Raw genomic sequence first — 19,321 nt, forward strand, 5'->3', positions numbered from 1 at the left:
TTAATTCCCAAACATCAATGCTGTAAGTATAAAGTCTAGCCCCAATACTGCTAGAGATGAATGCACAACTGTGCGTGTTGTCGCTCGGCTGATCCCTTCCGATGTCGGAATCGCATCGTAGCCATTAAACAGTGCAATCCATGTAACCGTAATGGCGAATACCATACACTTAATCATGCTATTGCCGATATCTTGTCCTAACTCCACTGAAGATTGCATCGCAGACCAGAAACTACCGTGATCGATGCCTTTCCAATCAACACCAACCAGTTGACCGCCCCAAATACCAACGGCCATAAAAATCATCGCCAATAATGGCATTGAAATTAACCCTGCCCATAGACGAGGCGCGATCACTCGCTTAAGCGGGTCCACAGCCATCATTTCTAAGCTTGAAAGCTGTTCTGTTGCTTTCATGAGACCAATCTCCGCAGTTAATGCTGAGCCTGCTCGACCAGCAAACAGTAAAGCGGTAACCACTGGCCCAAGTTCACGTAGCAAAGAGAGAGCCACCATTTGGCCTAAGCTACCCTCCGCACCATAGTCAATTAAGATCACGTAGCCTTGTAAGCTAAGAACCATGCCGATAAATAGACCAGAAACCACAATAATCGCGAGTGACTGAACGCCAACATGATAGAGTTGCTTGATCAATAGAGGGAGATTTTGCATCGGTCGAGGTCGCCCTACCAATGCGCCAAATAACATAAGGCTCGCACGCCCCCAAGCTTCGCATATCGCTAAGGTTCGACGCCCTACTTTGGCAATGTAATTTGCAAACATTTAGAACAGATCCTTTTCTAAACTTTGTGCAGGGAAGCGGAATGGAACAGGACCATCGGCTTCACCTTGGAGAAATTGTTGGACCATAGGATCAGGGTTATTGCGTAACTCTTCAGGTGAACCACACGCTATAATCCGCCCATCAGCCAAGAGATAAACCCAATCCGCAATGCTCATTACTTCTGGAACATCATGAGAAACAACAATAGAGGTAAGCCCTAACGCATCGTTTAGGTTACGGATTAATTTGACGAGAACACCCATTGTAATCGGGTCTTGCCCGACAAAAGGTTCGTCATACATGATTAAATCAGGATCTAATGCAATCGAACGAGCTAAAGCCGCCCTTCTTGCCATCCCCCCTGATAGCTCACTTGGCATCAGTTCGGCTGCACCGCGTAAGCCAACGGCCTCAAGTTTGAGTAACACGATGGTTCGTAGTAACTCTTCACTTAATTCCGTATGTTCACGCAACGGAAACGCCACGTTATCAAACACATTTAAGTCCGTGAACAGCGCTCCAGATTGAAACAGCATGCTCATTTTTTTTCGTGCTTGATACAGTTTTCGACGGCTTAACTGAGGAATGTCATCACCATCAAACAATATTTGACCTTGTTCTGGTAACAACTGTCCGCCGATCAAACGCAAAAGCGTCGTTTTTCCGATCCCAGACGGCCCCATGATCGCCGTTATTTTACCTTCGGGAACATGTAAACTGATGTCATCGAAGATAAGACGATTTCCACGAGAAAAAGTTAAATTATGAATCGTTACAAGATCGGAACTAGGCATAGTATCTCTATATTGTTCGCTATCAAAAGTGGGTAGCTATCAAAAATCACCGATATTAATTAGTAATCATAAGCATTAAAAAATAGAATTAAAAGCACTGTTCGATTAAATTACGTAATAATGACAACTCACGTCATTTAGAGCCAAGATAATAAGTCTGACAATAAAACTCATTATTTTACAGATTAATAGCAATTTATCTTATCTTCATCTTCCCTTTTAGCAGCCAACAGGTCAAAATTAGCGGTTATCTAACTTTAATATTTGGGAATCATCATGCTTGAAGCCGTTGCGTTTCTTATTGTAGGTCTAATCTTTTTAGTTTGGAGTGCCGACAAATTAGTCTTTGGTGCAGCTGCACTTGCAAGAAACGTCGGGATCTCACCACTAGTGATTGGCATGACAATTCTAGCGATGGGCTCTTCCGCTCCAGAAATGATGGTTTCAGCAACCGCCGCTCTTGATGGAAAAACCGATACGGCGGTGGGTAATGTGCTTGGTTCTAATATAGCCAACATTGCCTTAATTCTCGGCATTACCGCACTGATAAAACCCATGTCGATCAGTTCAGGCGTCATTCGTCGTGAACTGCCGCTCATGATTGCAGTGACACTTTTGGCTGGTGCTCTTCTATGGGATAGCCACTTAGGTTTTCACGAAGGCATCTTACTGTTTGTTCTTTTCGCGACATTTTTAATTGCCATGCTACAGATCAGTCGCAATGAGAAAAAAAATGGCGACGCCTTCATCGAAGATCAAGAGTCAGAGATTCCAGAAGGTGTCAGTAACAAAAAAGCGGCGATGTGGGTCGTTATTGGTCTTATCGTTCTCCCATTATCTGCGGATATTTTGGTCGACAACGCTGTCGTTATTGCTAAATTTTTCGGTATGAGTGATTTGGTTATCGGCCTAACCATTATTGCGATTGGAACAAGCCTTCCAGAACTTGCTGCATCATTAGCAGGTGTCATGAAAGGCGAAGATGATATGGCCGTCGGTAATATTATTGGTTCCAACGTATTTAACATCCTTGCCGTGATGGGGATCCCTGGCGTGTTGAACCCGTCAATCCTCAGCGAGTACGCCATGGGCCGAGATTTTTGGGTCATGCTAGGCCTATCACTTCTTCTTGTTGTGATGGCGTTAGGAAAATCTCGCAGCATTAACCGTATTGAAGGTGGCATTCTGCTAGTCTGCTTCCTTACTTACCAAGGTTATTTATTTATGAACATGGCCGCTTAACCGTGTTTGCCATCGTTCCACGACGATAAAGTCTTTTAATTCGCTCAAGTTCCGGAGTTATTAATGCCTACTACATTTGACTATCGCAGTGTTGCAGAACAAGTGTTACAAACGGAAATTGCTGGTCTACAGCAGTTATCGCAATACTTTGATGACCAATTTTGCCAAGCGTGTGAGCAGATCTTACAAAACCAAGGCAAAGTCGTGGTTATGGGGATGGGTAAGTCTGGTCATGTCGGAAAGAAAATAGCCGCGACCCTGGCGAGCACAGGAACATCCTCTTTCTTTGTTCACCCGGGGGAAGCTGCACACGGTGATTTAGGTATGATATCACCAGGCGATATCGTCATTGCTATCTCAAATTCTGGCGAGTCATCTGAAATTCTGAGTCTTTTTCCTGTGTTAAAGCGCCTCAATATCCGCATCATTAGCATGACAGGCAAAGCCGAATCTAATATGGCGAAACTGGCGGATCTGCACTTACGAATTACAGTGCCGGAAGAAGCATGTCCATTAGGGTTAGCACCCACAACGAGCACCACAGCAACACTCGTGATGGGTGATGCGCTTGCTGTCGCCCTGCTTCAAGCAAGAGGGTTTACCGCTGAAGACTTCGCTCTTTCCCACCCTGGCGGTGCTCTAGGTCGTAAACTGCTGCTAAAATTAGAAGACATTATGCACACTGGTGATGAACTGCCAGTCGTAACACCTAACGCGTTAATCCGAGATGCCTTACTTGAAATTTCGCAAAAAGGATTAGGTATGACCGCCATTGTGGATGATAACGACCAAATGGTTGGAGTGTTCACTGATGGTGATTTACGCCGAACGTTGGACAAACGCATTGATATCCACAGCGCCACCATTGGCGAAGTGATGACACAGAACCCAACGGTTGCAGAACCCAATATGCTCGCGGTTGAAGGCCTGAACTTAATGCAAGATAAAAGCATTAGTGGCTTAATGCTATGCGACAATGGCAAACTTGTTGGTGCACTAAATATGCATGATCTATTGAAAGCTGGAGTGATGTAATGACTCAAATGACCGAAACATTATACGGCCCAGTCGCCACTGACATCATCAATATTGCAAAAGAGATCAAACTGCTTATCTGTGATGTCGATGGCGTATTTTCTGATGGTTTAGTCTACATGGGGAATAATGGCGAAGAGCTAAAAACCTTTCATACTCGTGATGGGTATGGCGTGAAATCATTAATGAATGCAGGCATTGAAATAGCCATCATTACAGGACGCCAATCTCAAATTGTCGAAAATAGAATGAAAGCGTTAGGTATCTCGCTGATTTACCAAGGGCAAGACGATAAAGTAAAAGCGTATCGTGATATTTGCGAAAAATTAAACATTGCGCCTGAACATACAGGCTATATTGGTGACGATCTTATCGATTGGCCAGTGATGGAACAGGTTGCGCTTAAAGTTTGTGTGGCAGACGGTCACCCTCTTCTTGTCCAACGCGCTAACTACGTCACTACCATTCATGGTGGGCGTGGTGCAGTTCGAGAAGTCTGTGATTTGATTTTGCACGCACGCGATGAGCTGGATACCCATAAAGGTTTAAGTATATGAGTTTGTCTCGTATTCTTTATATCTTACTGCTATTTATTGCCTCTTGGTCTACTTATTACCTTTTCGATAAGAGCCAAGGCACAACCGTTCAAGTTGCTCCTAACTTAGAACTTCCAATGTTCAGCGGTAAGAACTTAGAGAATATATCCTTCAATTCAGAAGGCGTTCGTAGCCACAGCATTACATCGACAAATTTAGACCACTACGCAAAAAGTGGTGAGACTATTTTTGAGAACCCAAAACTGTCTGTTTTCCGAGATGGAAAAACAGTGGAGTGGAAAATTACGGCTCGCCGAGCTGTTCTCGATGAAGAGCAAGTACTGACACTTTATGATAATGTGTCTGTAGAAAATTTATTGCCTGGCGCCAGCTTTAAAAGCATGTCGACAGATGAATTGCGTATTGAACTCGTGAGCCGAAATTTTCAAGCCAACAACAGTGTCTTGTTGATTGGTCCTCAGTTTAAAACTGAAGGACAAGCGATGAAAGGCAGTTTCGAACACAATAACGCCACCCTCTTTAACCATGTTCAAGGTAGATATGAAACTCTTACACCTTAGCTTATTAGCGTTTGCTTTCGCGGCACCAAATGCACTTGCGCTATCGTCAGATACCGACCAGCCAGTATACATTGACTCTGATAGCCAGCAGCTTGATATGAAAAGCAACCAAGTTACTTTTATTGGTGATGTGAAATTGAAACAAGGTAGCATCAGTATCAATGCCGATACCATCACCGTCACTCGAAATCCAGATGATGGTTCAATTAAGCAGATCAAAGCATTGGGTGCGCCAGCCTCTTTTTCTCAGTTAACCGATGATGGTAAAACCCTCTCAGGTGAAGCCGAGAAACTTAATTATCAATTATCATCTGATGAACTTCTGATGACCGGTGAAGCAACGCTCTCCCAAGATGGAAATGTCATCAAAGGCTCTTCCATTCAATACCAAATTAAGTCTCAAAAACTGGTTGCTGACAGTAACCAAGATGAACGCGTAACCACGGTATTACAGCCTTCAACTCAACAGCCGAATAAGTAACTATGTCTGTACTCAAAGCGGAAAATTTAGCCAAGAGCTATAAGAAACGAAAAGTGGTCACCGATGTTAGTCTTGAAGTCAATTCAGGGCAGATTGTTGGTTTATTGGGGCCAAATGGTGCAGGTAAAACCACCTCTTTTTATATGATTGTAGGTTTAGTTGCTCGTGATGAGGGCACCATCAGTATCGATGGTGAAGATATCAGTATTCTGCCAATGCACAGTCGATCTCGCTTAGGTATTGGTTACTTGCCTCAAGAAGCGTCGATTTTCCGTAAGTTGTCTGTAGAAGATAACATTATGGCCGTCCTACAAACTCGTAATGAACTGACGAGAGAAGAGCGACAAGATAAGCTTGAAGATCTTTTAGAAGAGTTTCACATTCAACATATCCGTCTTAGTAACGGTATGGCACTTTCTGGTGGTGAGCGCCGCCGAGTTGAAATCGCACGCGCCCTTGCTGCTAACCCACAGTTTATTTTACTTGATGAACCCTTTGCAGGTGTCGATCCCATCTCGGTGATTGATATTAAGAAAATCATTGTTCACTTGCGAGACCGTGGCTTAGGCGTACTCATAACCGATCATAACGTGAGAGAAACGCTTGATGTCTGTGAAAAGGCTTACATCGTTAGTCAAGGCCACTTAATTGCGGAAGGCACTCCTGAAGACGTCCTCAATAATGAGCAAGTAAAACAAGTTTATCTCGGTGAACAATTCCGTCTATGATTAAATAGAGAACGGAAAAAACTAGAATAATAAGGTAAACCATACTGAATGAAACCTTCACTACAACTTAAGCTAGGTCAACAGTTAGCAATGACACCTCAGTTACAACAAGCGATCCGTTTGTTGCAACTGTCGACATTGGATTTACAACAAGAGATCCAAGAAGCGCTAGAATCCAATCCACTTCTCGACATAGAAGAAGGAAATGATGAAAGTGCCGCTACTGATGACAAAAGCAGTAGTGAGGCGAACAACGCTTCAGAATCCTTAAACGCTGAGACCACCAACGCTGAACCCACAAGCGAACCTGAACTACCTGACAGTTCAGATCTCATAGAGAAGTCAGAAATCAGCAATGAACTCGAAATAGACACCACTTGGGAAGATGTTTACAGCGCGAATACGGGCAGCACAGGCATCGCTTTTGATGATGACATGCCCGTATATCAAGGTGAAACCACCCAAAGCCTACAAGATTACTTACTGTGGCAACTCGACTTAACCCCATTTAGTGACACAGATAGAACCATTGCTCTCGCGATTATTGATGCGATTGATGATTATGGCTACCTCACCACCTCTAGTGAAGATATTTTAGAGAGCTTTGATAATGAAGAGATAGAACTCGACGAAATTGAAGCGGTAAGGAAAAGAGTTCAGCAGTTTGACCCACTAGGCGTTGGCTCACTTAACCTTCAAGACTGTTTACTGTTACAACTTGCCACCTACCCTGAAGATACCCCTTGGCTCAATGAAGCCAAACTCGTATTGGCCAATCATATTGATCAACTCGGTAATCGTGACTATAAGTTGGTGATCAAAGAGACCAAGTTAAAAGAGGCGGAACTACGTGAAGTTCTGCACCTTATCCAGCAGTTAGATCCAAGGCCGGGAAGTAAAATCACCCCCGACGAAACCGAATATGTCGTGCCTGATGTCTCTGTCTTTAAAGATCACGGCAAATGGGTGGTAACCATTAACCCAGATAGCGTTCCTAAGCTAAAAGTTAATCAACAGTATGCGCAATTAGGCAAAGGCAATAGCCCAGATAGCCAATACATCCGAAGCAACTTACAAGAAGCGAAATGGTTAATTAAAAGCCTAGAAAGCAGAAACGAGACGCTGCTCAAAGTTGCAAGGTGCATAGTTGAACATCAACACGATTTCTTTGAATATGGTGAAGAAGCGATGAAACCTATGGTACTCAATGATGTAGCACTATCAGTAGAGATGCATGAATCCACCATATCTCGTGTCACCACACAAAAATTCATGCATACACCCAAAGGAATATTTGAGCTCAAATATTTCTTCTCTAGCCATGTGAGTACCGACAATGGTGGAGAATGTTCATCAACAGCAATACGTGCACTAATTAAAAAATTAGTTGCCGCAGAAAACACAGCAAAACCTCTGAGCGACAGCAAAATTGCGGCTCTACTGGCTGACCAAGGGATTCAGGTTGCTAGAAGGACGATAGCGAAGTACCGAGAATCATTAGGCATTGCCCCTTCAAGTCAGCGTAAACGCCTGCTTTAAGGCCAATAACTGAAAAGGAAAGTCTATGCAAATCACCATTAAAGGCCATCACGTTGATCTTACCGATTCAATGCAAGACTATGTTCAAACCAAGTTTCAAAAACTTGAGCGATTTTTTGATCACATCAATAATGTTCACGTAGTATTACGCGTAGAAAAAGTGACTCAAATTGCTGAAGCGACTCTCCATGTTAACCTTGGGGATATTCATGCTACCGCTGAAGATGAAAACATGTACGCCGCGATCGACTCACTTATTGATAAGCTCGTTCGCCAACTTAATAAACACAAAGAAAAGCTAAGTAGTCACTAACCATGCAATTAAGCGAAGTACTTTCATTGAACTGCACAAAAAGTGCAGTTCAATGTACTAGTAAAAAAAGAGCCCTAGAACTGATCAGTCAGATTGCGGCTGAATACACGGGCCAAAACTCCCACGAACTCTTTGAATGCATGCTCAGCCGTGAAAAAATGGGCAGTACTGGCATCGGAAATGGGATAGCCATTCCCCATGCTCGTATGTTTTCAAGTGACAAAGCCATCGCTGTCTTACTTCAGTGCCAAGAACCGATTGAGTTCGATGCCATTGATAACCGTCCTGTCGACCTTCTTTTTGCTCTTCTTGTTCCTGACGAACAGTGTAAAGAGCACCTAAAAACCCTCTCGTGTATGGCAGAACGTTTAAACGATAAACAGACATTAAAGCAGTTACGTAAAGCTCAAAGTGACGAAGAGCTATACAACATCATGACTCAAGCGTCTTCAACAAATAACGAACAGGATTCACCGTGCGTTTAATTGTAGTAAGTGGACAATCTGGAGCGGGAAAAAGCGTTGCATTACGAGTATTAGAAGACCTTGGTTATTACTGCGTTGATAACCTTCCAGTCAATTTACTCGATGCGTTTGTAACTTCAGTGCAGAGTGGCAAACAGAACGTTGCCGTAAGTATCGACATTCGAAACTTACCAAAAGAGCCCACTCTTGTTTCCGAAACGCTAGAAAGGTTGAAGCCTCACAATGACGTCAGCGTATTGTTTCTGGATGCCAATGAAGAGACATTATTAAAACGTTATAGTGAAACCCGTCGGATACACCCTCTGTCGCTCAATGATGATAAGCCATCCCTGATCCAAGCAATTCAGCGTGAGAAGGCGATACTCTCTCCCTTAAAAGAGCAAGCTGACTTAGTTTTAGATAGCACCAACCAGTCACTTTATGATTTAAGTGAAACGATACGAATGCGTATTGAAGGACGAGAACGCCAAGATTTAGTCATGGTATTTCAATCTTTTGGTTTTAAATATGGCTTACCTAGCGATGCAGACTATGTGTTTGATGTTCGCTTTTTACCGAACCCACACTGGGAACCTGATTTACGCCAATTTACCGGTTTAGATGCCCCCATAAAGTCGTTTTTAGAAAGCCATTCCGAAGTGATTGAACTCAAGCAACAGATCCAAAAGTTTATTGAGAACTGGTTACCTATGCTTGAGAAAAACAACCGCAGCTACCTCACGGTTGCGATTGGTTGTACCGGAGGAAAGCATCGCTCAGTCTATATCACCCAACAAATTGGGGAATATTTTTCAGAGTTAGGTCATCAAGTTCAAATTCGTCATGCCTCATTAGAAAAAAATAAATAGGGAATAGCATGAAACTCAGCAAGACGGTTCTTATTCAAAATAGACTAGGTTTACACGCTCGAGCTGCAGTAAAACTGGTTGAAGTAGCGCAAAGTTTTGATGCCATCATTACCGTTCATAATCACGAAGATAAAACCGCAACCGCTGACAGCGTAATGGGTTTATTGATGTTGGAGTCCGCCCAAGGACAAGACATAACCGTTCATAGTGAAGGCGGACAAGCTCAGCAAGCTCTTGATGCGGTATGTGAGTTGATTGAACATAAATTTGATGAAAGCGAATAATCTTTCACAGATCTTTCCTGCACTTATTATTGAATCTCAGCCATATCACCTCTATTTTTAAACAGACTTATCTTCGCTCGAACCAAAAGCCAATAAATTCTTGCAGAAACAAGTATTTTGAGGTGGTTTGAGCATAAAATTAAGTTACTATTCCAACCATTATCAGTTTAACGAGTTAGGAGGAAACCATGGCAGAGCAATTAGAATTCGACCAAGCTCACCAAACCCTCCAAGAAGTTAGTGAAGCGCTAGAAAATGGCCGTTTTGTTCATGTCCGTCGCCAACTTCAGGACATGGAACCCGAAGATATTGCTCACCTGCTGGAAGCTTCTCCACGTAAAGGTCGTGAAGTACTTTGGCAACTCACCGATCCTGAAGATTATGGTGAGATCCTTGATGAATTAAACGAAGATGTAAAAGATGGCCTCGTATCCAAAATGGCCCCAGAGACGCTTGCAGAAGCAACTGAAGGCATGGATACTGATGATGTCGCTTACGTACTTCGTAGCTTACCGGATAAAGTGTCAAAAGAAGTACTGTCGCAAATGGACAGTGCTGATCGTGCTCGTGTAGAAACCGCTCTATCTTATCCAGAAGATACCGCGGGTGGGATCATGAACACCGACGTAATCACGATTCGTGCTGACGTCGATGTGGATGTGGTATTACGTTATCTACGTATGAAGGGTGAATTACCCGAAGCCACGGATGCTCTCTACGTCATCGATGATGAAATGCGTTTAATTGGCCACTTATCATTAGTTTCACTGCTGACAACTCAACCCGATGTACCTGTTACTGAGGTGATGGATGATGCAGATGAAGCGATCTCGGTTGATGCCAGTGACTCAGATGTCGCCAGCCTGTTTGAACGACGTAACTGGGTATCGGCTCCTGTCGTTGATGAAAACCAACACCTCGTTGGCCGTATCACCATCGATGATGTGGTTGATATTATCCGTGAAGATGCCGAACACTCGATGATGAGTATGGCGGGTATGGATGATGACGAAGATACCTTTGCTCCTGTCGTAAAATCAGCACGACGTCGTAGTGTATGGCTTGGTGCAAATGTCCTTGCCGCCCTTGCTGCTGCGTCTGTTTCCAACATGTTTGAAGCAACCCTAGACCAAATGGCCGCCATTGCGGTATTAATGACCATTGTTCCATCAATGGGTGGTGTTGCCGGGAATCAAACCGTTGCACTAGTGATTCGCGGTTTAGCACTCGGTCATATCGGCGACAGTAACAAACGAGAACTCCTTTTTAAAGAAGCCGCCATTGGCTTTTTAAACGGCATTCTTTGGGCGCTGATCATCGGTGGGATTGTCGTAGCTTGGAAAGGAAATTGGATGCTTGGCGGTATTATTTCAGCCGCGATGATGACGAACTTGCTCATGGCAGGAATTGCGGGCGTGACGATTCCAATTTTCCTCAAGAAAATGAATATCGACCCAGCACTTGCCGGCGGTATGGCGCTCACAACCGTCACCGATGTGGTCGGTCTATCGGTATTCTTAGGGTTAGCCACAATACTTATCTAAGCGCAGTCAATATTTCGATATGATGCGACTGAAATAAGATACCAATCAAAAAAAAAGGGGTTAATGCACATGCATCAACCCCTTTTTTTAATCTTCACTCACTCACGAGAGTCGTGTTACTCACCCGCAATTTTTAATGATTCGAGTAGAATAGAACCCGTTTGGATTTGAGATCGTGTCTCCACATCATTACCCACTGCGACAATCTGCTTGAACATATCTTTCAGGTTACCCGCAATCGTAATTTCAGACACAGGGAACTGAAGCTCACCATTTTCAACCCAGAAACCTGCTGCGCCACGAGAGTAATCACCAGTAACGGTATTCACACCTTGGCCCATAACTTCAGTAACGAACAAACCAGTGCCTAACTCTTTTAGCATCTGCTCAAAGTTTTGACCTGTCGATTTCACAAACCAGTTATGGATGCCACCAGCATGACCCGTTGGCGTCATATCCATTTTACGCGCAGCGTAGCTCGTCAATAAGTAAGTTGAAAGCACGCCATCAGTAATAATATCGAGATCTTGAGTAAATACACCTTCGCTATCGAAAGGGCTTGAAGCTAAACCTCTTAATACATGCGGTTTCTCACATACATTAAACCAATCCGGTAATATCTCTTTACCTAAGTGATCCAGTAAGAATGACGCTTTGCGATATAGACTGCCGCCACTGATCGCGCCAACAAGGTGCCCCATTAAGCCTGTCGCTACATCGGCAGCAAACATCACTGGGTATTGACCTGTTGACAGCTTTTTCGCATCTAATCGGCTGACCGTCTTTTCAGCGGCTTCTTGGCCTACTCTCTCAGGCGTCCACAAATCATCGCGGTGACGAGCAAGGGTATAACTGTAATCTCGCTCCATCTCACCATTTTTGCCTTCGCCAATCACACAACAACTAGTGCTGTGACGACTTGAAGCGTAGCTTGCTAATAATCCGTGACTATTACCATAAACCTTCACACCGTAATGGCTATCGTAGCTAGCACCATCGCTTTGCTTAATTTTGTCACTGTAAGCAAGAGCTTGGCGTTCCGCTGCAATGGCAATTTCCGCCGCCGCATCAGGGTTTGGTTCATCAGGGTGAAACAGATCCAAATCTGGGATCTCTTTCACCATCATTTCTTTAGGTGCAGGGCCTGCAAAAGGGTCTTCTGAAGTGTACTGAGCAATATCAAGTGCAGCTGCAACCGTCTGTTGAATCGCTTTTTCGCTAAGATCGGATGTAGACGCACTGCCTTTACGTTGACCTCGATAAACCGTGATCCCTAGCGCACCATCACTATTAAACTCAACATTCTCGATTTCACACATACGAGTCGAAACACTAAGTCCAGTACTCTTAGTAATCGCGACTTCTGCAGCATCTGCACTGACTGCTGCCATATCCAAAGCTTTTGCTACTGCGGCTTCTAACTCAACGCGTTGTTGAGCGACTTGCTGTCTTACATCCATATTCAATCTAACTATTTGCTATCAATATTGATTAGGATAACAAGAATTTCGCTTTCTCCCCACGATTCTTGCTAAAATAGGGATATATTCGTTTGAGATAGTGATATAGGCATACAAACATGGCACGTAAAAACCAAAAAGCGCCTTGGGAACCAGAAGAAGAGATCATCTGGGTCAGCAAAACCGAGATGAAGGAAGACATGGAAGCACTGCAAGTTTTAGGTGAAGAGTTAATCTCGCTAAAACCATCAGTACTGGCTAAATTTCCACTGACGGAAGATCTTGCTGAAGCAATCAAGGACGCGCAACGCTTTAAAAATGAAGCTCGACGTCGCCAGCTACAATATATTGGCAAGTTGATGCGTTTCGTCGATCCTGAACCCATTCAAGCAGCGCTCGATAAAGTACGTAACAAGCACTCACAAGCGACGGCAACATTGCACAAGCTTGAGCAGACTCGTGATCGTATTATTGAGAACGGTGATAGTGCAATCGCAGAGGTGATGGAAACTTACCCATCAGCGGATCGCCAACGTCTGCGCCAGCTTGCTCGTCAAGCCAACAAAGAGAAGGCTGCGAAAAAAGCACCGAAATCTTCACGTGAAATCTTCCAAGTTCTCAAAGAGCTACACGAAGGCAATGAAGATTAATACGCTTTCACTTTAGTGGGCGATCAATAAATGGCTGACAGGTTCAGCCATTTTTTATGCCTGAAACATAATGTGAAGAAAGAGCACATCGACTCAATAAAGGCGAATAAGTAAAATGAAAGGCAGGTTACTACTCCCCCGCTTTCACAAAATCACTCAACATATTGTTGTCATGGGTTGCCTTAAGATTTTCAATAGACTCACACAGCATCACCTTACCTTGAGCTAAAAATGCAAAATGGCTGGCAATGGCTTTGGCATCACTAATATGGTGAGTCACCATCACAACCGTAATCTCTCTTTCTGCGGCAAGTCGTTTAACAAGATTGAGCATTTCAGCACGAAGAATCGGGTCCAGCGCTGAAAACGGTTCATCTAACAACCAAACTCGATGAGGCTGTACAAAACAACGCGCCAGTGCGACACGTTGTCTCTGCCCTCCCGATAAGTGCTCAGGTAAGCGATCTAACATGTCAGCGACACCAACTTGCAGGGCGGCATCATTCACTTGCTTCACTTGATCTGCGGTCAATTTAAGCCCCGGATGAAGCCCTAGGCCAATATTTTCTCGAACGGACAAGTGAGCAAACAAGTTATGTTCTTGAAATAACATCGCAAGTGGTCGCAAGTAAGGCTCTTGTCCCAGAACAGACGACCCATCAACACGAATATCCCCATCGGTTGGGTCAATAAAACCAGCAACCAAACTGAGTAACGTTGATTTACCAGCACCACTTGGCCCCATCAGCGCCACAATAGAACCTTGCTTCGCAATTAGGTCAAATTCAAATCCTTCATGATGGTAGTCATATTGGACATTTGAAAGCTGAATCATAAATATTCCTTAACCGCCTGTGGACGGGAGTTTTTCGCCTTAGGCGTCACTTGAAATGCACGTTCAATGATGGAGAAGCACGCCACGCACAGCAGTAATAAACTCAAAGCAACCACAGCAGCAGCCTCCATTTGATAACTGCCTAATAACTGAAAAAGGTAGAGAGGTAAGGTTCTAAATTCTTGGCTACCAAAAAGAGCTATCGCACTTAAATCGCCAACAGACAGCATAAAACTCAGCGCAAATGCATTAGCGATAGGCTTGCGTAATGCTCGCCACTCCACAAGACGAAAACGTGAGAACCCACTCATTCCAAGACTTGGGCATAATAATTGGTACTGCTGCGCAATATGCAGCATAGGCTGAGATAGAGTTTTAATCACGTATGGCAACGCCATTAAACTGTTCACACCAATAACAATCATCGGAGCAATGCTGAAAACATCCGTGATATTACGCAGCAGTAAAAATAGCCCCGTACTAATGACTAACCCTGGCGTCACGAGAATAATCGTCCCGACCAGTTCGATACCATCGGCTTTCAAGCTTTGAGAACGCAATCGCCACGCTCGACTCGTCAATAGGATGGCCATCCCCGAGATCAATGACAACCCGCTGGCTAAGATGGCGATCTTAAGGGAAGAGAACATGGCTAGCCAAAAGCTCATATCGCTCAACACCGACAACGCTTTCACATTCATGCCACTGAGTACCACCATCAATAATGGAGGTAATACGAGCATTGAGACACCCATGATCCAAAAGCCATCCCAGCATTTAGCCGCCATCGAATCTCGAGTCATAAAGGTATTGCGACTGACCTGTCCATTGGATACCGATATTGGTTTTGATAAGCGTTGAATCGACATCGATAACACTCCACATAACAGCATTTGCCATACCGCCAGCAGCGCACCAGATTGCAAATCAAAATCAAACTTAATCGCTTGGTAGATAGCCAGTTCGATAGTGGTGGATTTGGGGCCGCCGCCTAGAGCCATCACCGTTGCAAAGCTAGTAAAACAGAGCATGAACACTAAGCCACACACATGAGGAAGTTGCTGTCGTAATCTAGGCCATTCAACCCACTTAAATTTATCCCAATGACTCATTCCAAGGTGAGCACATAGCTTGTGTTGCTCGGCTGGAACCGCATCTAAAGATTGTAATAATAAACGGCTAGCATAAGGTAGGTTAAAGAAAACATGCGCCAGTAAAATGCCATTTAGGCCGTAAATAGAAAACGGTAATTGATGTTCAAACCACGCAAATAAGCTGGCAAGTAAACCACTATTTCCATAGATCGCCAATAAGCCAAATACCCCCACCAGCACTGGTAACACCAATGTTGACGCGAATAATTTGAGTAATAATGAACGACCAAAAAACTGGCGACGAAACAGAGCGTGCGCCACAGGAATAGCAAAACCGACACTCAGTAACGTTGAGAGCCCGGCTTGATAAAAGCTAAATTTGGTCACATGACGATAATAGGGATCAGACCAAACACTAGAAAGCTCTAGCGAAGGCGCATACTGAAAAAGTGCAGCCAGAGCACAAAGAACAAAGGTCGCGATAACTATCGCGACCCATAATCCAACTTTAGGAACTGAATTCATTAATTCTATTGACTAATTAGTATTAAAAAGTGAGCGCATGTTGCCATTCACGGATCCAAGGCTTACGCATTTCAGCCACCTCTTCTGCACTGAAGCTTAATGCTTGCTTTGGTAAAGAAAGTGTTTCAAACCCTTTTGGCAAGGCGACATTTGTAACTGGGTACATCCAGTTCCCGGTAGGCATGACCGATTGGAAGTCATCACTTAAAATGAAATTCATGAACTCATTCGCCAGCTTTTCATTGTTCGAGCCCTTCACTTTTGCCGCGACTTCAACTTGAGTGTAATGCCCTTCTGCAAAATCCGCTGTCGCATACTTCGTCTCATTTTCAGCAATAATATGGTAAGCCGGAGAGGTCGTATAAGAGAGCACTAAATCAGACTCACCCTCTAAGAACATCGAGTAAGCTTCAGACCAACCTTTCGTTACTGTGACCGTTTTCTTAGCCAATTTTTTCCATGCATCACTCGCACTGTCGCCATAAACAGACTTCATCCACAGCATCAAACCTTGGCCCGGAGTTGAAGTTCGCGGGTCTTGATAAATCACTTTCAAGTCATCACGTTGCTCCACCAGCTCTTTCAAGCTTTTCGGTGGATTGGCCAATTTCTCAGTGTTGTATACAAAGGCAAAGTAACCGAAGTCATAAGGAACAAACGTCGTATCTGTCCAACCTTTTGGCAAAGCAACAGAAGAGGTATCAACGTGATGCTCAGTCAATAAACCGGTTTTCTTCGCTTCTACCATTAAGTTGTTGTCCAAACCCAATACGATATCCGCTTTGGTATTTGAGCCTTCAAGACGCAGACGATTTAAGATCGACACTCCATCATCAAGCGCGACAAAATTCACGTCACAACCACACTTTGATTCAAATGCTTTCTCAACAGCCGGGCCCGGGCCCCACTCTGATGCAAAAGAGTCATAAGTATAAATAGTCAGTGTGTTATCAGCGGCAGACGCCGAAAAAGAGATGATGGTAGCAAGTGCTACTGCGGTTAGAGTGGTTTTCACTGTTCGCTTTCCTTGTAGTAGGTACGACACAGGACTTGAGGGAGGAATACGAAAAGGTTGCTCCAAACTCAATTCCTACGCCGGCATTATCCGGTTCAGGTTTACGGGTCCCAAGCAGATGCTTGATCTCAGCTGATCATCCACAAAATGAATGACTGGCCCCCCGATGAGTAAGTCGAATTGTAATGGTAATTAGATCAATAAGCCATAAGGATCAAGATTCAAGCTTCACAACTCGCTGATCATAACCCCAACGAGGCACTAAACCTTGTTCAATACCAAGATGATCAAGCACTCGTGCCACCATGAAATCGATGAGATCTTCAATGGTTTTAGGTTGATGATAAAAACCTGGAGCCGCAGGCATGATAGTGACACCCATGGTCGAAAGCTTATGCATATTTTCTAAATGCAGAGTTGAAAATGGGGTTTCACGCACCACCAACAACAGTTGCCCACGCTCTTTCATCACCACATCTGCTGCTCTTTCTATCAGATTATCAGACATGCCATGTGCAATCGCGGCCACGCTTCCTGCTGAACAAGGGCATACCACCATTTTTTTAGGTGCCGCAGAACCCGATGCAACTGGAGAGAACCAGTCATCTTTGCCACATACGGTTAGCTTTTCCGCATCGCAATTCAAATGCTTTACTAGCGCTGTTTTTGCAGCATCAGGTCCACTAGGAAGCTTGAGATCGTGCTCTGTCGCCATAACCACTCGCGCAGCCGAAGAGATCAATAAATAGACGTGATAATCCGCCGCAAGTAAACACTCTAGCAATCTTAATCCGTAAGGCGCACCAGACGCGCCAGTGAATGCAAGGGTGATGGTTTTCGAGTCACAAGGTGCCATAACTATCCCATACTAAACTCATATGGATCAGCCAAAAGCGAATCCATGAGTAAATTTAATGATGGCGAAGAATACTCGCCTACGGCTATTTCATCAATAAGAGTGTCATTCCTACTCTACCAATCATAGCTACTTAACAAATGCTGCTTAACAAATGCTACTTAACAAATAGGAGCAGACGAATTAAACAGACAATGCAGCAATCAACTTGTCGTGTATCCCTTCAAAGCCACCATTACTCATCACTAGAATTTGATCGCCCGGCTTAGCTTCAGCGGCAATTTTAGCCACAAACTCCGACATCTCAGCACTAGTAAAAGCAGGTTGAGTGCACTGCTCAGCAACATCTTGAACCGACCACGCGATATTATCCGGTTGATATAGATAAACGGAATCCGCTTTCGCTAACGAGGCGGCGAGTGTTTCTTTGTGTACGCCTCGCTTCATGGTTGCTGAACGTGGCTCTAATACCGCAATAATTTTACTGTCACCCACTTTGTTACGCAGGCCGCCCAACGTCAGTTCAATCGCGGTTGGGTGGTGTGCAAAATCGTCATATACGGTGACTCCATTGATCTCCCCTTTTAGCTCTAAACGGCGTTTAGTATTGATAAACTTGGCCAAAGATTCGCACGCAAGATCAGGGGTAACGCCGACATGTCTCGCCGCGGCAATCGCCATTAGGGCATTATCGACATTATGATCGCCAACAAGATCCCACTTAACACGGCCGGCTAACTCGCCTTGGAAAAGCACATTAAATTCCGATCCGTCGTTAACGATTTTCTCGGCTTGCCACTCTCCGCCTAGGCCACTGCTCTCTTGTTCGCTCCAGCAACCACGATCAAGTACGTCATGAATCGCAGCATCTTGTTTTGGTGAGAAAATACGTCCATTGCTCGGAACGGTTCTCACTAAGTGGTGGAATTGACGCTTGATCGCCTCTAGATCATCAAAAATATCCGCATGATCAAACTCTAAGTTATTCATCACTAAGGTTCTTGGGTGGTAGTGGACAAACTTAGAGCGCTTATCAAAAAAGGCACTGTCGTACTCATCCGCTTCAACCACAAAAAACATGCTTTCGCCTAAGCGAGCTGATTGATCAAAGTTACCTAATACACCACCGACTAAAAAACCCGGAGCGTAACCACAATCTTCTAAAATCCACGCCAACATGCTCGACGTGGTCGTTTTTCCGTGCGTACCTGAGACAGCCAATACCCAACGATCATGCAATAAGAACTCTTGTAACCATTGAGGCCCAGAGGTGTACCTTAAGTTGTTGTCTAATACATATTCGACACAAGGATTACCACGGCTCATCGCATTACCGATCACCACTAAATCTGGACGGGGCTCCAATTGAGCAGGGTCAAACCCTTCGATTATTTCCACACCTTGAGATTCGAGCAAAGTGCTCATTGGAGGATAAACATTGGCATCGCAACCAGTGACCTTGTGGCCTAATTGACGGGCTAAAATGGCAGCGCCACCCATGAAGGTACCGCAAATACCCAAGATATGAATATGCATAATTCTCTTCCAAAAATAGACAAAACGAAACTAACTCATTTCTTACCATGAATAGACGGGGAAAAGCGAGATTGTTTGCAAAACTTCTGAGCTCGACATTTGAAGTGAGATCTGTGTCGGTTACTTCATTACCATTAATAAGATCCAACATTTACA

General features: G+C 44.2%; 21 protein-coding genes and 1 riboswitch. Of the genes, 13 read left to right on the top strand and 8 right to left on the bottom strand.

Features of this window, described 5'->3' with window-relative positions; translation table 11 throughout:
• Together mlaE and mlaF are read right to left on the bottom strand one after the other, a co-directional pair.
• On the bottom strand, positions 1–783 hold the full coding sequence (gene mlaE / locus L4C39_RS16800) for a lipid asymmetry maintenance ABC transporter permease subunit MlaE (protein ID WP_017052142.1): 783 nt from the start codon (positions 781–783) through the stop codon (positions 1–3).
• On the bottom strand, positions 784–1,578 hold the full coding sequence (mlaF, locus tag L4C39_RS16805) for a phospholipid ABC transporter ATP-binding protein MlaF (protein WP_429747049.1): 795 nt from the start codon (positions 1,576–1,578) through the stop codon (positions 784–786). It abuts the gene before it with no gap.
• Between the two features lie 276 nt (positions 1,579–1,854).
• On the opposite strand from mlaF, the gene L4C39_RS16810 reads away from it, so the two are divergent.
• The 12 genes from L4C39_RS16810 (at position 1,855) to mgtE (ending at position 11,194) form a co-directional block, all read left to right on the top strand.
• On the top strand, positions 1,855–2,820 hold the full coding sequence (locus L4C39_RS16810) for a calcium/sodium antiporter (protein ID WP_429747051.1): 966 nt from the start codon (positions 1,855–1,857) through the stop codon (positions 2,818–2,820).
• Between the two features lie 63 nt (positions 2,821–2,883).
• The gene (kdsD, locus tag L4C39_RS16815) at positions 2,884–3,855 is read left to right on the top strand and encodes an arabinose-5-phosphate isomerase KdsD (RefSeq protein WP_017051728.1); all 972 of its coding nucleotides are present in this window, start codon (positions 2,884–2,886) and stop codon (positions 3,853–3,855) included.
• Positions 3,855–4,412, top strand: coding sequence for a 3-deoxy-manno-octulosonate-8-phosphatase KdsC (gene kdsC, locus L4C39_RS16820; RefSeq protein WP_017051729.1), 558 nt, complete (start codon positions 3,855–3,857; stop codon positions 4,410–4,412). Before kdsD ends, kdsC begins: the two co-directional genes overlap by 1 nt.
• Positions 4,409–4,972, top strand: coding sequence for an LPS export ABC transporter periplasmic protein LptC (lptC, locus tag L4C39_RS16825; protein ID WP_017051730.1), 564 nt, complete (start codon positions 4,409–4,411; stop codon positions 4,970–4,972). The genes kdsC and lptC overlap by 4 nt, the downstream gene beginning before the upstream one ends.
• Entirely contained in the window at positions 4,953–5,453 is a 501-nt protein-coding gene (gene lptA / locus L4C39_RS16830; protein ID WP_429747054.1) for a lipopolysaccharide transport periplasmic protein LptA, read from the top strand. The genes lptC and lptA overlap by 20 nt, the downstream gene beginning before the upstream one ends.
• A 2-nt stretch (positions 5,454–5,455) precedes the next feature.
• Entirely contained in the window at positions 5,456–6,181 is a 726-nt protein-coding gene (gene lptB / locus L4C39_RS16835) for an LPS export ABC transporter ATP-binding protein (RefSeq protein WP_017051732.1), read from the top strand.
• Positions 6,182–6,229: 48 nt separating this feature from the next.
• Positions 6,230–7,720: an RNA polymerase factor sigma-54 gene (locus L4C39_RS16840; RefSeq protein WP_017051733.1), complete on the top strand. Its 1,491-nt coding sequence runs from the start codon at positions 6,230–6,232 to the stop codon at positions 7,718–7,720.
• A 25-nt stretch (positions 7,721–7,745) separates the two neighbouring features.
• A complete protein-coding gene (gene hpf, locus L4C39_RS16845; RefSeq protein WP_429747057.1) occupies positions 7,746–8,033 on the top strand; it encodes a ribosome hibernation promoting factor in 288 nt (95 codons plus the stop codon).
• Between the two features lie 2 nt (positions 8,034–8,035).
• Positions 8,036–8,518 (top strand): PTS IIA-like nitrogen regulatory protein PtsN, encoded by a 483-nt coding sequence (gene ptsN, locus L4C39_RS16850; RefSeq protein ID WP_113795510.1) that lies wholly within the window; start codon positions 8,036–8,038, stop codon positions 8,516–8,518.
• Positions 8,509–9,366: an RNase adapter RapZ gene (rapZ, locus tag L4C39_RS16855; protein ID WP_017051736.1), complete on the top strand. Its 858-nt coding sequence runs from the start codon at positions 8,509–8,511 to the stop codon at positions 9,364–9,366. The genes ptsN and rapZ overlap by 10 nt, the downstream gene beginning before the upstream one ends.
• A gap of 8 nt (positions 9,367–9,374) precedes the next feature.
• The gene (locus L4C39_RS16860) at positions 9,375–9,650 is read left to right on the top strand and encodes an HPr family phosphocarrier protein (RefSeq protein WP_429747059.1); all 276 of its coding nucleotides are present in this window, start codon (positions 9,375–9,377) and stop codon (positions 9,648–9,650) included.
• Positions 9,651–9,838: 188 nt separating this feature from the next.
• Positions 9,839–11,194: a magnesium transporter gene (gene mgtE / locus L4C39_RS16865; RefSeq protein WP_113795506.1), complete on the top strand. Its 1,356-nt coding sequence runs from the start codon at positions 9,839–9,841 to the stop codon at positions 11,192–11,194.
• Between the two features lie 116 nt (positions 11,195–11,310).
• On the opposite strand, the gene pmbA is transcribed toward mgtE, so the two are convergent.
• Positions 11,311–12,654, bottom strand: a complete 1,344-nt coding sequence (gene pmbA, locus L4C39_RS16870) for a metalloprotease PmbA (protein WP_429747061.1) — start codon at positions 12,652–12,654, stop codon at positions 11,311–11,313.
• 119 nt (positions 12,655–12,773) lie between these two features.
• Here pmbA and yjgA point away from each other — a divergent pair, with 119 nt between their 5' ends.
• Entirely contained in the window at positions 12,774–13,304 is a 531-nt protein-coding gene (gene yjgA / locus L4C39_RS16875; protein WP_429747063.1) for a ribosome biogenesis factor YjgA, read from the top strand.
• Positions 13,305–13,434: 130 nt separating this feature from the next.
• On the opposite strand, the gene thiQ is transcribed toward yjgA, so the two are convergent.
• The 5 genes from thiQ to mpl form a co-directional block, all read right to left on the bottom strand.
• Complete coding sequence (gene thiQ, locus L4C39_RS16880; RefSeq protein WP_429747065.1) at positions 13,435–14,139, bottom strand: thiamine ABC transporter ATP-binding protein; 705 nt, start codon at positions 14,137–14,139, stop codon at positions 13,435–13,437.
• Positions 14,136–15,758 (bottom strand): thiamine/thiamine pyrophosphate ABC transporter permease ThiP, encoded by a 1,623-nt coding sequence (gene thiP, locus L4C39_RS16885; protein ID WP_017051476.1) that lies wholly within the window; start codon positions 15,756–15,758, stop codon positions 14,136–14,138. The genes thiQ and thiP overlap by 4 nt, the downstream gene beginning before the upstream one ends.
• Positions 15,759–15,780: 22 nt before the next feature.
• Positions 15,781–16,773, bottom strand: a complete 993-nt coding sequence (thiB, locus tag L4C39_RS16890; RefSeq protein ID WP_429747067.1) for a thiamine ABC transporter substrate binding subunit — start codon at positions 16,771–16,773, stop codon at positions 15,781–15,783.
• A 55-nt stretch (positions 16,774–16,828) separates the two neighbouring features.
• Positions 16,829–16,949: riboswitch (TPP riboswitch) on the bottom strand.
• Positions 16,950–16,987: 38 nt separating this feature from the next.
• Positions 16,988–17,629, bottom strand: a complete 642-nt coding sequence (locus L4C39_RS16895) for a flavin prenyltransferase UbiX (protein ID WP_429747069.1) — start codon at positions 17,627–17,629, stop codon at positions 16,988–16,990.
• A gap of 183 nt (positions 17,630–17,812) precedes the next feature.
• Positions 17,813–19,165: a UDP-N-acetylmuramate:L-alanyl-gamma-D-glutamyl-meso-diaminopimelate ligase gene (gene mpl / locus L4C39_RS16900; RefSeq protein ID WP_113795497.1), complete on the bottom strand. Its 1,353-nt coding sequence runs from the start codon at positions 19,163–19,165 to the stop codon at positions 17,813–17,815.
• Positions 19,166–19,321: the final 156 nt, after the last annotated feature.

Source organism: Vibrio clamense (assembly GCF_050337905.1).
Classification (GTDB): Bacteria; Pseudomonadota; Gammaproteobacteria; order Enterobacterales; family Vibrionaceae; genus Vibrio; species Vibrio cortegadensis.

Coding starts and splice junctions, on each gene's coding strand:
- mlaE (WP_017052142.1), bottom strand. CDS start 783: ATGTTTGCAAATTACATTGCCAAAGTAGGGCGTCGAACCTTAGCGATA.
- mlaF (WP_429747049.1), bottom strand. CDS start 1,578: ATGCCTAGTTCCGATCTTGTAACGATTCATAATTTAACTTTTTCTCGT.
- L4C39_RS16810 (WP_429747051.1), top strand. CDS start 1,855: ATGCTTGAAGCCGTTGCGTTTCTTATTGTAGGTCTAATCTTTTTAGTT.
- kdsD (WP_017051728.1), top strand. CDS start 2,884: ATGCCTACTACATTTGACTATCGCAGTGTTGCAGAACAAGTGTTACAA.
- kdsC (WP_017051729.1), top strand. CDS start 3,855: ATGACTCAAATGACCGAAACATTATACGGCCCAGTCGCCACTGACATC.
- lptC (WP_017051730.1), top strand. CDS start 4,409: ATGAGTTTGTCTCGTATTCTTTATATCTTACTGCTATTTATTGCCTCT.
- lptA (WP_429747054.1), top strand. CDS start 4,953: ATGAAACTCTTACACCTTAGCTTATTAGCGTTTGCTTTCGCGGCACCA.
- lptB (WP_017051732.1), top strand. CDS start 5,456: ATGTCTGTACTCAAAGCGGAAAATTTAGCCAAGAGCTATAAGAAACGA.
- L4C39_RS16840 (WP_017051733.1), top strand. CDS start 6,230: ATGAAACCTTCACTACAACTTAAGCTAGGTCAACAGTTAGCAATGACA.
- hpf (WP_429747057.1), top strand. CDS start 7,746: ATGCAAATCACCATTAAAGGCCATCACGTTGATCTTACCGATTCAATG.
- ptsN (WP_113795510.1), top strand. CDS start 8,036: ATGCAATTAAGCGAAGTACTTTCATTGAACTGCACAAAAAGTGCAGTT.
- L4C39_RS16860 (WP_429747059.1), top strand. CDS start 9,375: ATGAAACTCAGCAAGACGGTTCTTATTCAAAATAGACTAGGTTTACAC.
- mgtE (WP_113795506.1), top strand. CDS start 9,839: ATGGCAGAGCAATTAGAATTCGACCAAGCTCACCAAACCCTCCAAGAA.
- pmbA (WP_429747061.1), bottom strand. CDS start 12,654: ATGGATGTAAGACAGCAAGTCGCTCAACAACGCGTTGAGTTAGAAGCC.
- yjgA (WP_429747063.1), top strand. CDS start 12,774: ATGGCACGTAAAAACCAAAAAGCGCCTTGGGAACCAGAAGAAGAGATC.
- thiQ (WP_429747065.1), bottom strand. CDS start 14,139: ATGATTCAGCTTTCAAATGTCCAATATGACTACCATCATGAAGGATTT.
- thiP (WP_017051476.1), bottom strand. CDS start 15,758: ATGAATTCAGTTCCTAAAGTTGGATTATGGGTCGCGATAGTTATCGCG.
- L4C39_RS16895 (WP_429747069.1), bottom strand. CDS start 17,629: ATGGCACCTTGTGACTCGAAAACCATCACCCTTGCATTCACTGGCGCG.
- mpl (WP_113795497.1), bottom strand. CDS start 19,165: ATGCATATTCATATCTTGGGTATTTGCGGTACCTTCATGGGTGGCGCT.